The 1306-nt window shown below is 69.4% G+C and carries 2 protein-coding genes; both read right to left on the bottom strand.

From position 1 onward, the window contains the following. The coding region (locus tag A5624_RS05075) for an NAD-dependent epimerase/dehydratase family protein (protein WP_156748822.1) at window positions 1-553 on the bottom strand (553 nt) is incomplete at its 3' end. A gap of 16 nt (window positions 554-569) precedes the next feature. After that, window positions 570-1306, bottom strand: a 737-nt coding sequence (sucB, locus tag A5624_RS05070) for a 2-oxoglutarate dehydrogenase, E2 component, dihydrolipoamide succinyltransferase (protein ID WP_066862530.1), incomplete at its 5' end; no start/stop codon positions are given.

Below are 1306 nucleotides of genomic sequence, written 5' to 3'. Positions count from 1 at the left end.
GGAACAACGGCCGCAGCCGGCCCAGCACGCCGCCCGCGGGGGAGAACACCAGCCCGGTGCGGGCCAGCACCACCCGGGCGCCGCCGTACTGGGCCGGCAGCGTGGCGGCCTCCCAGTCCTCACACAGCCGCGCCAGGAAACCCGTTCCCGCACGGTCGTTTTCGTCGACCGCGCGGTCCTTGGTGTTGCCGTAGAAGCCGACCGCGCTGGCGTTGACCAGGGTCGCCACCCCCGCGTCGGCGACGGCGTGCGCCAGCACCTCGGTGGGGGCGATGCGGCTGTCGCGCAGGCTCTGCTTAAAGGCGCCCGACCATCGCCGCTTGCCGATATTGACGCCGCACAGGTTGACGACGGCGTCGACGCCGGTCAGCGTGTCGGGATCCAAATCGCCGCTCTCGGGATTCCAGTGCAGCTCATCGGCATTCGCCGGTGCGCGGCGCACGATGCGCAACACCCGGTGATCGGCCGCGCGCAGGGCCGCGGCCAGGGCCGAACCGATCAGGCCGGACGAACCCGCAATAGCGATGAGGGCCTGCTGGCCGGCGCGAGCCACGTTCGATTGTCCTTCGTTACAGGCCGAGGTCGGCCTCGAACGCGCCCTCTTCGAGACGGTGCTTGATGGTGGTGAGGAAGCGGCCGGCGTCTGCGCCGTCGATCAGCCGGTGGTCATAGGTCAGTGGCAGATAGCAGATCGAGCGGACACCGATGGATTCGTTGCCGAACTCGTCGACGATCACCCGCGGCCGCTTGACGATGGCGCCGGTGCCCAGCATGGCGGCCTGCGGCGGAACCAGGATGGGGGTGTCGAACAGCGCGCCCTGGCTGCCGATGTTGGTGATCGTGAAGGTGCCGCCGGACAGCTCGTCGGGTTTGAGGTTGCCCGAGCGGGCGCGCGCGGCGATGTCGGCGATCGCCCGGGCCAGCCCGGCCAGCGACAGGTCGCCGGCGTTGTGCACGACGGGGGAGAGCAGACCCTGTTCGGTGTCGACCGCGAAGCCGAGGTGCTCGGCGTCGTAGTAGGTGATCTCCTTGGTGTCCTCGTTGTAGCTCGCGTTGACGTTGGGGTGGATCTTCAGCGCGTCGATCACCGCCCGGGCGATGAACGGCAGGAAGGTCAGGTTCACGCCCTCGCGCTCGGCGAACGCCGCCTTGGCCCTGGCCCGCAACCCCACCAGCTTGGTCATGTCGACCTCGTGGGTCTGGGTGAGTTGCGCTGTGGCCTGCAGGGATTCGCGGGTTTTGTTCGCGGTGATCTGACGGATCCGGCTGGCCTTCTGGGTGGTGCCCCGCAGGTGCGCCATCGCCG

Origin of the sequence: Mycobacterium sp. 1482292.6 (genome assembly GCF_001672995.1) — a bacterium.
GTDB classification, from domain to species: domain Bacteria; phylum Actinomycetota; class Actinomycetes; order Mycobacteriales; family Mycobacteriaceae; genus Mycobacterium; species Mycobacterium europaeum_A.
This window is presented reverse-complemented; position numbering and strand designations above follow the sequence as displayed.